The organism is Mycolicibacterium sp. CBM1 (assembly GCF_054073305.1).
This window is the reverse complement of record NZ_JBSXPP010000002.1, coordinates 194456-206807: the sequence shown is the minus strand read 5'-3', so window position 1 is coordinate 206807 and position 12352 is coordinate 194456. Positions and strand designations below refer to the sequence as shown.

The window sequence follows — 12352 nt, the reverse complement described above, 5'->3', positions numbered from 1 at the left end:
CTGTGCTCTGTCATCGCGTCGCCTGTTCAGCTGTCTGATCTTCGCCGACCTGATCGTCCCGCGCAGCGGTTACCGCCGAATCCGCCGGCACCCCTAGCGCTTCCAACACCGCGGCGGCGGTGGCAGCGCCGATGCCGGGCACCGCGGTGATCTCGTCGACACTGGCCTGGCGCAACCGCGCCAGCGACCCGAAGTGCGTGACCAGCGCCTTTCGCCGAGTCTCACCCAGCCCGCGCACCGAGTCCAGCGCTGAGGCAGTCATCCGCTTGGACCGCTTGCTGCGGTGGTAGGAGATGGCGAAGCGGTGTGCCTCGTCGCGTACCCGCTGCAACAGGTACAGCCCCTCACTGTTGCGCGGGAAGATGACCGGGTCGATTTCAAGGGGCACCCACACCTCCTCGAGTCGTTTGGCCAGGCCGATCACGGCCACGTCGGCGACGCCGAGATCGTCGAGCACCGCCTGGGCGGCGTTGACCTGCGGGGCGCCCCCATCGACGACGTACAGGTTGGGCGGGTAGGCGAACTTTCGCGACTTGCCCTCCGGGGACAGCTCGTCGAGGGCCCGCTGCTGCTCATTGACGTGGCGGGCGAACCGGCGGCGGGTGACCTCCGCGATCGAGGCCACGTCGTCGGAACGTCCCTCGCCGGCGGCCTCCCGGATCGCGAAGTGCCGGTAGTCGGATTTGCGGGGCAGGCCGTCTTCGAAGACCACCAGGGAGGCCACCACATCGGTGCCCTGGACGTGGCTGATGTCGACACATTCGATGCGAAGCGGCGCGTCGGCCAGGCCCAGAGTCTCTTGAATGTTCTGCAGCGCAGCCGATCTCGCCGTAAAGTCACCGGCACGCTTGAGCTTGTGTTGCTGCAGCGCCTCCTGGGCGTTGCGGTGCACCGTCTCGGCCAGCGCCTTCTTGTCACCGCGTTGCGGCACCCGCAGCGCCACCCGGGACCCACGCAGATCGGACAACCAGTCGCCCAGCTCCTCGGCGTTCGGCGGCAGGCAGGGCACCAGCACCTCGCGCGGCACCGGATTGGTGGATTCGTCTGCTGCGCCGCCCAATTGGGCCTCGGGCGGGCCGCCCAATTCAGCTTCAGCGCCGTAGAACTGGGTGAGAAACTGCTCGACCAGTTGCGCCTCGGCGGACGCTCCCGGCTCACCCGGCTTCTCCACCACCCAGCCGCGTTGACCGCGCACTCGTCCGCCACGCACGTGGAACACCTGCACCGCAGCCTCCAGCTCGTCGTCGGCGAACGCGACGACATCGGCGTCGGTCCCGTCGCCGAGCACCACCGCCTGCTTCTCCAGCGCCCGTTTCAGCGCGGCGATGTCGTCGCGCAACCGGGCGGCACGCTCGAAGTCGAGCTCGGCCGCCGCCGCGTTCATCTGGTGTTCGAGATCGCGGGCGAAGCGGTCGGTCCTACCGTAGAGGAAGTCGCAGAAATCCAGCACGATCTTGCGGTGCTCCTCGGCGCTGACCCTGCCGACACACGGCGCCGAGCATTTGTCGATGTAGCCGAGCAGGCAAGGACGTTCTATTTGGCTGTGCCGCTTGAAGACTCCTGCCGAGCAGGTGCGGGCCGGGAAGACCCGAGTCAACAGGTCCAGCGTCTCGCGGATGGCCCAGGCGTGCGAATACGGACCGAAATAGCGGACTCCCTTGCGCCGCGGACCGCGGTAGACGAACAGCCGCGGGTAGTCCTCATTCAGCGTCACCGCCAGTACGGGATAGGACTTGTCGTCGCGGTAGCGGACGTTGAATCGCGGATCGAACTCCTTGATCCAATTGTATTCCAGTTGCAGCGCCTCGACCTCGGTGTTGACCACCGTCCACTCCACCTTGGCGGCGGTGGTCACCATCTGCCGGGTGCGCGGATGCAGCGCCGAGATGTCCTGGAAGTAGGACGTCAGCCGGCTGCGCAGGCTCTTGGCCTTACCCACGTAGATGACTCGGCCGTGCGGATCGCGGAATCGATAGACGCCCGGTTCGACCGGAATCGACCCGGGCGCCGGGCGGTAGGTCGCGGGATCGGGCACGGTCCCAGGTTAGTACCCGGGTAGGACGGCCCGGCCGCTGCGCCTAACCGGCATCGTTCACCGGCAGGGCCGAATCCCGCTAGCGTCGACGGCGTGCCCGCGGCGCGTGTCACCCGCCTCACCGAGTCGGACTGGGAACAGTTGGCTCACCTTCGGCTGAGCGCACTCAGCGATGTGTTCGGCACGGCCGATCCGCAATACCGCCTCGAGGTGGACTTCACCCCCGCCGACTGGCGACGGCGGCTGCGGGAGCACGCGTACTTCGGGGCGTTCCTCGACCAGCAGCTCGTCGGCCTGATCGCGGCCTATCAGCAGAACCCCGAGACGGCCTATCTGTATTCACTGTGGATCGATCCCGCGGCGCGCGGCGCAGGCCTGGGCCGCCCCCTCGTCGGTGCTGTGGTGGCGTGGGCGGGTCGGCACGCCGTGCAGATCGTGACGCTGCGGATGGACCGCGGCAACCACGCGGCCCGCCGGATCTACGAAAACGCCGGCTTCGTCGAGGTGCCATCCGGTCGTAGCGCCGGAGAGGTCGTGATGAGACTCACGATCACGTGAGGTCGGGGCGATACTTCGCGATCAGGGAACGCAGGGTGTCCATCGCGTCGACGGCGCGCTGACCGTCGACGGACTGGATTGCCAGCACCGGGACGTACTCGTAGTCGGCCACGTCGATGCGCGCCCAACGGGAACCCTCCGGGAACGAGACGCCGAAGACGTCGGGCCACGGGATGAGGCGTTCGAGGACGACGTTGCGCACCGCGATGCCGGCGGGCCCGACCCGTACCCGCGGCAGCGCGAGCAGCAACGTCGCCGCGGCCAGGATCAGGCCCAGTCCGGCCATCGATACCTGGTCGGCCGGCTGGATGAACGCACCGGTGTAGCGGATCTTCAGAAGGAACCCGACCGCGATACCGGCCGCGGCGATGACGAAGGCGACGGCATAGGCAAAGTAGGGCGTAAGCCGCGGACGCAACACGACGTCCCAGTCGCCCTGCGTCCCGGTCATGCCCCGCGCAGATGCCGCAGCGTCAGGGCCGTCGACAACGCTGCCGCAGCGGCCTGCGCACCCTTGTCCTCCGACGAGCCGGGCAGCCCGGCGCGTTCGAGGGCCTGCTCCTCGGTGTTGGTGGTCAGCACCCCGTTCGCGACAGGCGTCGACGCGTCCAGCGACACCCGGGTCAGACCCTGGGTGACCGCGTCGCAGACGTAGTCGAAATGCGGCGTCTGGCCGCGAATCACGACCCCGAGAGCCACGACTGCGTCGTGAGAGGTGGCGAGTTCCTGTGCAACAACCGGGATTTCGATCGCGCCGAGTACCCGGACCACGGTCGGTTCGGGAATGCCGGAGTCGTCGGCCACCCGGCGCGCACCGTCGAGCAGGGCGTTGCAGATCTTGGGATGCCACGTGCTGGCGACGATCGCCAGCGACAACTGCGAGGCGTCCATCTCAGGCAGGTCCGGAACGCCGGCGCCTCCACTCATCGGTCTGCTACTCCACTCATTGGACCGCTCCGCCCAGATCGTCGGGCAACTCCACGTCACCGTCGTAGTCGTCGAGCCCGGTCAGATCATGGCCCATCCGGTCCCGCTTGGTCATCAGGTACCGGATGTTCTCCGCGTTGGCGCGCACCGGCAACGGCACCCGCTCGATGACGTGCAGCCCGTAGCCGTCCAGCCCGACACGCTTGGCCGGGTTGTTGGTCAGCAGCCGCATCGAACGCACACCCAGATCCACCAGGATCTGCGCGCCGATTCCGTAGTCGCGGGCGTCGGCAGGCAGGCCGAGCTCCAGGTTGGCATCGACGGTGTCGGCGCCGGCGTCCTGCAACTGATAGGCCTGCAGCTTGTGCATCAGCCCGATGCCGCGACCTTCGTGGCCGCGCATGTAGAGAACAATTCCGCGGCCTTCCCGGGCCACCATCGCCAGGGCGGCGTCCAGCTGCGGGCCGCAATCGCAACGGCGCGAGCCGAACACGTCACCGGTCAGGCATTCGGAGTGCACTCGCACCAGGACGTCGTGGCCGTCCTGCTCGGGCCCGGCGATGTCGCCCCTGACCAGGGCGACGTGTTCGACCTCTTCGTAGATGCTGGAATAGCCGACCGCGCGGAACTCGCCGTGCCGGGTCGGGATCCGGGCCTCGGCGATCCGCTCGATGTGCTTCTCGTGCTTGCGGCGCCACTCGATAAGGTCAGCGATGGAGATCAGCGCGAGGTCGTGCTCGTCGGCGAAGATCCGCAGCTCGTCGGTCTGGGCCATCGCGCCGTCGTCCTTCTGACTGACGATCTCGCAGATGGCGCCGGCGGGCTGTAGACCGGCCAGCCGGGCCAGGTCCACGGCGGCCTCGGTGTGGCCGGGGCGGCGCAGCACGCCACCGTCTTTGGCGCGCAATGGCACCACGTGACCGGGTTTGGTGAAGTCCTCGGCGACGCTGGTCGGGTCGGCCAGCAGCCGCATGGTCGTCGCCCGATCGGAAGCCGAGATTCCGGTGCCCACACCGATCTTCGCGTCGACGGTGACGGTGTAGGCGGTGCCGTGTTTGTCCTGGTTGACCGCGTACATCGGCAGCAGGCCCAGCTTGTCGCAGATCGCCCCGTCCAGCGGCACGCACAGGTAGCCGGAGGTATAGCGCACCATGAACGCGACCAGCTCCGGCGTCGCCTTCTCGGCGGCGAAGATCAGGTCGCCCTCGTTCTCGCGGTCCTCGTCATCAATCACGACGACAGCTTTTCCCGCCGCGATATCGGCAACCGCCCGTTCGACGGTGTCCAGCCTCGTCATCGTTTCCGCCTGCCCATTTGCGCTGTTACTGCTACCAGACAGTATGAACCACCCCCCCGGCGACGGAATATTGCCCGTCCTGTTCAGCAGTCCGCTCAATCGGCAGCAGCCGGTCGCGGAGACTGATATGCGCAGGCCAGGCGGGTGCTGTGACGTACGCGGCAGGATGGGCTCGCGAGGTGAACCCTCCGTGAACTCTGCCTACCCGAGTCCACTCAGCAGCCCCGACAGACCGACCGTTTGGTCTGATACCTGCCAGGACGACGCGAAGTTAGGGAGTGTGATGAAGAGTCCTGGTCTCAATATCGGCGTGCTTGAAGTGCTGCCGGTTCGCGCCACAGAACTGGATTCCGCCGATGCGGTCGAAGCATGGCTGCGCTCGGCTGGATCCGTCGAGAGAATCCGCCAGGTCGGCGCCATGTCGCGGGAGAAACTCGCCGGCTTCGCCTCACTGCTCAGCGCCACGTCGGCCCGCGAGCTCCTCGGTTCGGTCGATCCGGATCTGGCGACCCGTATCGTTCAGGCGGCCGACACGGCACGGGCGGCACGGTGGCTGGAAGCCATCGAAACCGACCACGCCGCCGAAATCCTGCGACGGCTGACCAATTCGGCGCGGGAGCAGCTGCTTGCCGGCATTGGCGAGGTGCGAGCCGACATTCTCCGCGATGTCCTGCGGTGGCCGCCGACGTCGGTCGCCGCGCACATGCTGCCCGATGTGTTCACCATCCCCGACTCGATCACGGCCGCCGAGGCCGCGGTGCTGGTGCGCGCCCAGAACGCCCAGGTGCGCAGCCGGGCGCGCCAGAGCGTGCCGATTTATGTGACCGACGAAGGCCGCCGACTGATCGGCTTCCTCGAATTCCAGGACCTAGTGCTGGCCGAACCCAGCCAGACCGTCGCGGAACTCAGCAGCCAAGATCCGGTCTGGGTCGGCCCGCTGGTCGACGCCGAGCAGGCTGCACAGTCACTGATTGACTACGAGCTCGCAGCCCTGCCAGTCGTCGACGGTCAGCGCCGCATGCTCGGTGTTCTGACCGCCGACGTGGCCGCCCACATCGTTGAAGCGGAAGCGACCCGAGACGCCGAAAGACAAGGCGGCTCAGAGCCATTGGAAGTGCCCTATCTTCGAGCGTCACCACTTCGCTTGTGGCGCAAGCGAATCGTGTGGCTGCTCGTGTTGTTCGTGGCCGAAGCCTACACCGGCACGGTGCTGCGGGCTTTCGAGGATGAGATGGAGGCCGTTGTCGCACTGGCGTTCTTCATTCCGCTGCTAATCGGAACCGGTGGCAATACCGGTACCCAGATCACCACGACGCTGGTGCGGGCCATGGGAACCGGGCAGGTGCGGCTTCGCGATCTACCGCGCGTGTTGGCCAAGGAGATGTCGACCGGCTTCCTGATCGCCGCGACCATGGCCCTGGCCGCGGTGATCCGCGCTTGGACCCTCGGCGTCGGCCCCCAGGTCACCATCACCGTGTCGTTGACGGTTGCCGCGATCGTGCTGTGGGCCTCGATCGTGGCGTCGGTGCTGCCGCCGCTGCTCAAGAAGCTGCGGGTCGATCCGGCGGTGGTGTCGGGGCCGATGATCGCCACCATCGTCGACGGCACCGGGCTGATCATCTACTTCCTGATCGCCCACGCCACCCTGCCCCAGCTCGCGGGGCTCTAGGGAGGCGTCCGCCCTGTTCAGGATTAGCTCGCGCCGAATAGCCGAGACTGTCGCGGTGTGCGTTCAGGTGCCGGTTCCGCCGACGATCAACTCCAGGACTTTGTCGGCGTCGAAATGGCGTAGGAGCCGGTAATGACACCGTTGTTGACCGTGTAATAGCCGTCCTGCACGTAGAGCGTGTAGGTGCCGGTGAAGGTGACCAGCGCCCCCGTGCCGCTTTGGACGTTGTCGGTACCACTGGTGAATCCACTGGGGGCGAAGTACCCGGCAGAGCCGTTCGACGGGTTGCGCGTCGTTCCGATCGTGTCACCGTCGGCATCGGTGAACTTGATTCCGCTGACGGTCTTCAGGCCGAGGAAGTTCGACACACCGCTGGAACTGACGAATGTCGGCGCGCTGTTCACCGCGTAGGTGGCCATCGTCACCGTGGTGTACGCAACGCCCCCGAGGCCGTCGCTGACCGCGACGGTGAACGTGTCGTTCACTGCCGCACCAGAGGCACCGACCTTGGCCGCGGCGTGGAAGTACGACTTGTCCTTGACGATTGTGTACGTGTACGACCCGTCGGCATTGAACGTGACGGACCCACCATTGGTCGTGGTGGTGACGGCGTTGTGGGTCGTCGCATCGACCAGCGAATACGTGAGGGTGTCACCGTCGGCGTCAGTCGCGGTGATCTTGCCGGTAGTCGTCTGTTGACGGTTGTCACCCGTCAGCGTGTCCAAACGCCACTTGCTGCTGTCCGTGCTGCCCTTATCGGTTGTCGCTGTGGATATCACCGGAACGGTGTTGGCCACGTTCGGCGCAACGCTGATCGTCGCGACCGTCACCGTCTTGCCCGAGGCGTCGGTGGCGTTGATGGTGAACGAATCGACGTTGGACGTCGAATGGCCCAGGCTCGAGTTCCGCACGTAGGTATAGGTGTAGGTGCCACCGGTGTTGGTGAGCGTCACCGTGCCCTTTGACGGACCGGTACCGACGCTGTAGGTCAGGCCGAGAGTCGTGGTGTCGCTCGGCGACGGAATGTTCAGCGTTCCAGTCTCGGTACCCAGCGTTGCCTTGTTTATGTTCGTCGTCGTGCCCGGCGTGGTCAGCCCGCTCAGGCTGACCGTCGCCGTGGTGATACCGCCGTGACCGTCGTTCACCTGGACCTGGAACGAATCCGAGGTCACCCCGACCTTCGGAATGTAGGTGAACGAGGTACCGCTCATCGTGACGATGCCGCCATTGGCGGTATAGACCGACCCTCCGGTGGCACCGACGAGACTATAGGTCAGGCTGTCGCCGTCATCGTCGGAGCCGGTGTTGATCGAGCCTCTCCGCACGCCCAGCGCGTCGACCGTCGGGGTTCCGTTGACCGTTCCCGACAATGTCGGTGTCGCGTTTTGCTTTTCGATAGGAATGCCGTAGGTCACCGCGGTGGTGCCGCCGAAGCCGTCACTGACGTTGATGGTGAACGTGTCCCCGGGGTCGCCGACGACGGCATGGTCGTGCCAATAGCTGTCCGAGACACCGAACCACGCGTACTTCTGGTTCGTGTAGGTGAACGTACCGTTGGCAGCAACCGTGATCGACCCGCCCTGGGCGGTGGAGTAGGTGCCGGCGGCCCAGGTCACCAGATCACCGTCTGCGTCAGTCGCTTCCAGAGTTCCGGTCGTGGTCTGCTTGTCGTTCGGACCGACGACCCGCTCCAGTTTCGAACTGCCCACTGTTACACCGTTGCCCACCGGTGCGCTGTTGCCCGTCGTGGCGTTGACGTTGACCACGGCGATGGTGACCGTCTTCCCGGTGCTGTCGGTGCCGAGGATCGTGAACGAGTCCGTCGTGGGCTGCGATCCGGCCGTCGCCGACCTGGTGTAGACGAAGGTGCCATCGGCATTCACCGTCACCGTGCCCCTGGTGGAGTTGGGGGCGGTGCCCAGCGTGTAAGTCATCAGCCCGCTATCGGCACTGCCAGCGGGGATGTCCAGGTTGCCGGTCACAGTGCCGGTCCGGGTGTTGAATGTCGTCACCGGTGACACGGAACTCACCGGCACCGATACCGACGTGGTGTAGCTGTAGCCGAAGCTGTCGGTGCTGACGACCTGGAACGAATCCGTCGTGGCACTCGAGGCCCGGTTCGGGATGTAGGTGTAGGCGCCCGTGGTCGCGTTGAGCTTGACGATGCCACCATTGGCGGTGTACGCCGTTCCCCCACTGGCTCCGTTGAGCGCGAAGGTCGTCGGGTTGTCCGGGTTCGGCGGCATGCTGATGGATCCGCGAACCACGCCCAAGGAAGAGGTGCTTGTGACCGTATTGGTCATCGTGCCGATGGCTTGGTTGTAATAGACGGTCACGGTCACGGTCTTGGTGGTCTCGTTGCCATTCGGCATGTACGGCTTGGACACGCTGATCTGGCCGTCGCCTTGCGCCAAGACCGTCAGTGTGAACGTCAGCGTCTTGGGAGTTGTGGGGCCCAACGGATTCCAGTCCCACACAGTCCAATTCATCCGCCCGTTGGTGCCATCGACCACGGTGACGGTGAAGCGGCTGTCGTCTGGTTCGGTGAAGCCGTATGAGGTGATTGGATCGCCGTCGGCGTCATAGAACTGGACATAGCCCGAGACGGTGGTTCCGCTGGCGCCCGGGAGGTGCTGACTGGTCTGCTTCATGTCGGTGACGACGGGCTGGTGATCGGTCGCGACGTCGGCGAAGCGCCGGAAGATCGCGACCACGACGACATACATGGCCAGCGACACCGGGTTCGGCGCCTTCCCGAGAGTGATGTCCATGTCAAGAACGGTCTTCGGCGACAGGAAGGCCCCTCGTGCCGCCGCGACCACGCCGTCCATATCGTTCGCGATCAACCCGTTGACGACCGGATTCGCGGCGATGTCCTGCAACGCCCCGGCAAGGCTCACCGCCTCTTCTATCCAATGCTGGATATCGACGGTCTGCGAGGTGTTGAACAGCACGATCGCACCCGCGAGCACCGCGGCCGTCACCGAGGCCGGCGTGATGGTCGACGGTGCGCCGTCGACCATCTTGAACGGGGGCACGAACTCGTCGATGAGCGTCGCCAGCCCGTTGAGACCGTACGAGAGTCGGTCGACCACGATCGACGGCTTGAAAAAAGCATTGAGGAAGGTGACCGGAAACTTCAGCCAGCCGTTGATCGGGGTGAGTGGGGCGGCCATCAAGGCGTCCAGCTGCGCAGCCCACGCGTCCAGCGATGTCTGAATGTCGTACTGCGCCGGGGTGGTGATGGGCCCCGCACCTTCCTGAACGTTCGACAGATCACCGTTCATCGAGTAGGCGGCCGCGGACGGCACGGTGGCGGCCGACAAAACGGTCGCGACGGCGGCGGCAGAGCGGGCCGATGCGGCCTTCGGCGTGACAACGCCGTTGCCCGTAGCGGTGACGTCGCCGGTGCTCGTGGCGGTCGACGGGACGGTGGCCGTCGCCGTGCCGTCGGCTGCGGTGGCACCGGGCGTCGTCGGTGTCGGATCGCCGTCCGTCGAGGACGCGCCGGCGTTGTCCGTCGAGGACGCGTCGGCGTTGTCCGTCGTCCCGACCGAAGCGGGGGCTGTCGCAGAAGTCGTCGTGCCGGCCGGCGTCGTGGTGGCCGGCGCGCTGGTCGCCGGCGTCGTGGTCGCCGGCGTCGTGGTCGCCGGCGTCGTGGTGGGCGGCGCGCTGGTCGGCGCCACCGGTCCACGGCCGGAGCCGGGCGAGCGGACCGGCGAGGCGGCACTTCTGGATGCCGATGTCGCGCTGGGAGTGCGGGTGCGTGCCGGGCCCGCGGATCCGCGCGAACTGGTCGCCTTCGCCGCCGGTCCGGAGTTTCCGCCGGAGTTGCTGGCCGCATGCGGTGCGCCCGCCGCATCCGTGGAACCACCGTCGGTGGACGCCGCGGCCACTCCCTGTCCGACACCGACTGCGAGACCCAGACCAACCGCCGCCACGAGAATCCCGTTGCGAGCGGTCTGGGCCCCCGTATATCGGGACTTCTTCCGATGCCGTGCCGCCCGCTTCCGGTGGCGAGCGGCGTGCTTCTTGGAACTCACGGATCTCCCGTCGGTGAACGGTGTGCTGCGAGTCATCGGCCAGGCCTTGGTGACGTGCACCACATAGTCGCTCCGCAACATAACATGGGTGCTTAATCTCGACAGTAAATTTGTCTCAGTCTTGGCACAGAAACACTGTGAACAGCACCTATAGCGGACTATCAACACGCCAGACCGCGCAGCGAGGCTGAGGTTTGGCTAAGTGAAGAATGTCTAGCAAATCCGACCAAAAAGATGTTTGGTGGTGTATAGAGTTCGCCAACCGGCCTGTCGGGAACCGGCCTGCCAGGCCACGCGCCATCAGAGGAAGACTGCGCCGCACGAGCGCGCTGGAAGCGCCCAGACGGAGCGCCGCCGCGTGTCCTTCGAGGAACTCAGGTGGCGGGACGTCTCAGCGTTCGCGCTCGCCGAGCAGTCGCTCGACGTATTTGGCGATGACGTCCACTTCGAGGTTCACCGGTGCGCCCACCGAAGCCTGCCCGAGTGTCGTCAGGGCCAGGGTCGTCGGGATGAGCGACACCTCGAACCAGTCGTCGCCGAGACCGGAGACCGTCAGGGAAATACCGTCGACGGTGATCGACCCCTTCTCCACCACATAGCGCGACAGTTGGGCGGGCAGCGCAATGCGCACCACTTCCCAGTGTTCGGAAGGGGTGCGGGCCAGGACCCGACCGGTGCCGTCCACGTGCCCCTGCACGATGTGGCCGCCGAGGCGACTGTTCACGGCCGCGGCGCGCTCCAGATTCACCGCACTGCCCACCTCGACGGCGGCCAGGCTCGACCGGTTGAGCGTCTCGGCCATCACGTCGGCGCTGAACTGGCCGTCGGCCATCACCTCGACGACGGTGAGGCAGACGCCGTTGACGGCGATGGAATCGCCGTGGCGGGCGTCGGCGGTCACGACCGGCCCGCGAATGACGAAACGGGCAGAGTCGGTGAGGTCGTCCTTGCCGACCACCTCACCCAGTTCCTCGACGATTCCGGTGAACACGCGCTCAATCTAACCCCGCTCTGGCGACACTCCTGCGCCAGCACGGAAACCGCGGCTCAGAATCCATCCTGCGGACCGGGCCGGCCATCACGAATGGGGCCCGGCCGGGCCGACCCTCTACGATGCAACCTATGCCGACGTGCCGCCGAATGTTTGCCGTCCTTGCCACCCTCCTTGCCACAGCCGTCCTGTTCGTAGCCGGTTGCTCTTCCTCCAAGCCCTCCGAGCCGCTCCCCGATGCGGCCGGGCTGTTACAGCAGTCCATCCAGGTCACCAAGGGTCTCAAGAGCGCCCACCTCGACATCGCCGTCAACGGCAAGATCGAGGGACTACCGGTGAAGAAGCTGTCCGGGGATCTGACCAACATCCCCGCCGTCGCCGTGTCGGGGAATTCCACGATCTCCATGGGTGGCTCGGACGTAGACATCCAGCTGGTCGTCCTCGACGGCACGCTCTACGCGGCGCTGACGCCTAACAACTGGCTCGACATGGGTCCGGCCAAGGACATCTACGACCCCTCGGTGGTACTCAACCCGGACAGCGGCCTCGCCAACTGGCTCGCCGGCATCACCGATGCCAAGTCCGAGGCCAGTGAGAACATCAACGGCGTGGACACCGTGCGCATCAGCGGCAAGGTCAGCGCCGATGCCATGAACAAGCTGATCCCGCTCAAGGCCACCAGCCCGCTGCCGGCCACCGTGTGGATCCAGAAGGCCGACCCCCATCAGCTGGTGCAGGCCAAGGCAGACACCGGCAACGGCGGCAGCATCCAGATCACGCTGTCCGAGTGGGACAAGCCGGTCACCGTCACCAAACCCGCGGTCTGACGGTC

The 12352-nt window shown here is 66.2% G+C and carries 10 protein-coding genes; 4 read left to right on the top strand and 6 right to left on the bottom strand.

Features of this window, described 5'->3' with window-relative positions; genetic code table 11:
• Nucleotides 1–10: 10 nt before the first annotated feature.
• The gene (gene uvrC / locus ACXDF8_RS03690) at nucleotides 11–2035 is read right to left on the bottom strand and encodes an excinuclease ABC subunit UvrC (protein WP_457221892.1); all 2025 of its coding nucleotides are present in this window, start codon (nucleotides 2033–2035) and stop codon (nucleotides 11–13) included.
• Nucleotides 2036–2128: 93 nt separating this feature from the next.
• Between uvrC and ACXDF8_RS03685 the strand changes: the two genes are divergently transcribed.
• Complete coding sequence (locus ACXDF8_RS03685; protein WP_457221891.1) at nucleotides 2129–2593, top strand: GNAT family N-acetyltransferase; 465 nt, start codon at nucleotides 2129–2131, stop codon at nucleotides 2591–2593.
• On the opposite strand, the gene ACXDF8_RS03680 is transcribed toward ACXDF8_RS03685, so the two are convergent.
• Genes ACXDF8_RS03680 through ACXDF8_RS03670 form a run of 3 tightly spaced genes read right to left on the bottom strand, consistent with a single transcriptional unit; the run spans nucleotide 2586 to nucleotide 4817 of the window.
• On the bottom strand, nucleotides 2586–3044 hold the full coding sequence (locus ACXDF8_RS03680; RefSeq protein WP_457221890.1) for a PH domain-containing protein: 459 nt from the start codon (nucleotides 3042–3044) through the stop codon (nucleotides 2586–2588). The genes ACXDF8_RS03685 and ACXDF8_RS03680 overlap by 8 nt on opposite strands.
• Nucleotides 3041–3520 (bottom strand): 6,7-dimethyl-8-ribityllumazine synthase, encoded by a 480-nt coding sequence (gene ribH / locus ACXDF8_RS03675; protein WP_457221889.1) that lies wholly within the window; start codon nucleotides 3518–3520, stop codon nucleotides 3041–3043. Before ribH ends, ACXDF8_RS03680 begins: the two co-directional genes overlap by 4 nt.
• Before the next feature lie 16 nt (nucleotides 3521–3536).
• Nucleotides 3537–4817, bottom strand: a complete 1281-nt coding sequence (locus tag ACXDF8_RS03670) for a bifunctional 3,4-dihydroxy-2-butanone-4-phosphate synthase/GTP cyclohydrolase II (protein ID WP_457221888.1) — start codon at nucleotides 4815–4817, stop codon at nucleotides 3537–3539.
• 283 nt (nucleotides 4818–5100) lie between these two features.
• On the opposite strand from ACXDF8_RS03670, the gene mgtE reads away from it, so the two are divergent.
• Nucleotides 5101–6486 carry a magnesium transporter gene (mgtE, locus tag ACXDF8_RS03665; RefSeq protein WP_457221887.1) on the top strand — a complete coding sequence of 462 codons (1386 nt, stop codon included), beginning with the start codon at nucleotides 5101–5103 and terminating at the stop codon, nucleotides 6484–6486.
• Nucleotides 6487–6572: 86 nt separating this feature from the next.
• On the opposite strand, the gene ACXDF8_RS03660 is transcribed toward mgtE, so the two are convergent.
• Nucleotides 6573–9797 carry a beta strand repeat-containing protein gene (locus ACXDF8_RS03660; RefSeq protein WP_457221886.1) on the bottom strand — a complete coding sequence of 1075 codons (3225 nt, stop codon included), beginning with the start codon at nucleotides 9795–9797 and terminating at the stop codon, nucleotides 6573–6575.
• 1 nt (nucleotide 9798) lies between these two features.
• Here ACXDF8_RS03660 and ACXDF8_RS03655 point away from each other — a divergent pair, with 1 nt between their 5' ends.
• Nucleotides 9799–10596 (top strand): hypothetical protein, encoded by a 798-nt coding sequence (locus ACXDF8_RS03655; protein WP_457221885.1) that lies wholly within the window; start codon nucleotides 9799–9801, stop codon nucleotides 10594–10596.
• A 324-nt stretch (nucleotides 10597–10920) separates the two neighbouring features.
• On the opposite strand, the gene ACXDF8_RS03650 is transcribed toward ACXDF8_RS03655, so the two are convergent.
• A complete protein-coding gene (locus ACXDF8_RS03650) occupies nucleotides 10921–11520 on the bottom strand; it encodes a riboflavin synthase (protein ID WP_457221884.1) in 600 nt (199 codons plus the stop codon).
• Nucleotides 11521–11642: 122 nt separating this feature from the next.
• Between ACXDF8_RS03650 and ACXDF8_RS03645 the strand changes: the two genes are divergently transcribed.
• Nucleotides 11643–12347 carry an LppX_LprAFG lipoprotein gene (locus tag ACXDF8_RS03645; RefSeq protein WP_457221883.1) on the top strand — a complete coding sequence of 235 codons (705 nt, stop codon included), beginning with the start codon at nucleotides 11643–11645 and terminating at the stop codon, nucleotides 12345–12347.
• Nucleotides 12348–12352: the final 5 nt, after the last annotated feature.

Bases quoted from the DNA above. Each gene is read 5' to 3' on its own strand.
- ribH (WP_457221889.1), bottom strand. From the start codon at position 3,520: ATGAGTGGAGGCGCCGGCGTTCCGGACCTGCCTGAGATGGACGCCTCG.
- ACXDF8_RS03680 (WP_457221890.1), bottom strand. From the start codon at position 3,044: ATGACCGGGACGCAGGGCGACTGGGACGTCGTGTTGCGTCCGCGGCTT.
- ACXDF8_RS03645 (WP_457221883.1), top strand. From the start codon at position 11,643: ATGCAACCTATGCCGACGTGCCGCCGAATGTTTGCCGTCCTTGCCACC.
- mgtE (WP_457221887.1), top strand. From the start codon at position 5,101: ATGAAGAGTCCTGGTCTCAATATCGGCGTGCTTGAAGTGCTGCCGGTT.
- ACXDF8_RS03670 (WP_457221888.1), bottom strand. From the start codon at position 4,817: ATGACGAGGCTGGACACCGTCGAACGGGCGGTTGCCGATATCGCGGCG.